The organism is Halomonas sp. SIMBA_159, assembly GCF_046536035.1.
In the GTDB taxonomy this organism is placed as follows: domain Bacteria; phylum Pseudomonadota; class Gammaproteobacteria; order Pseudomonadales; family Halomonadaceae; genus Vreelandella; species Vreelandella venusta_A.
Window position 1 is genome coordinate 1 of sequence record NZ_JAWJBT010000961.1, and the last position, 258, is coordinate 258.

1 pseudogene is annotated in these 258 nt (G+C 58.9%); it reads left to right on the forward strand.

Going from position 1 to position 258, the window contains the following annotated elements:
• A pseudogene (locus R0J87_RS22105) lies at positions 1 to 258 on the forward strand (ABC transporter permease); the annotation flags it as partial.

A 258-nucleotide genomic window follows, 5' to 3' on the forward strand; every position in this document is an offset into this window, starting at 1 on the left:
GTGAGTACCTGTTGTGGGCCGACACGCTGTCGAGCCTGAGACGACTCGGAATCGGCCTTCTCGTCAGTGCGGTGATCGCTCTCGTGGTAGCCGTGGCAACGGGCTCGTTTCCGGTGGTGAGCGCAACGCTTTCGCCTTTCGTCACGGTGATCTCGATGGTGCCGCCGCTCGCGGTGCTGCCGATTCTCTTCATTGTGTTTGGACTGGATGAATTGTCGAAGGTGGTTCTCATCGTCGTCGGCATCACGCCAATGATCA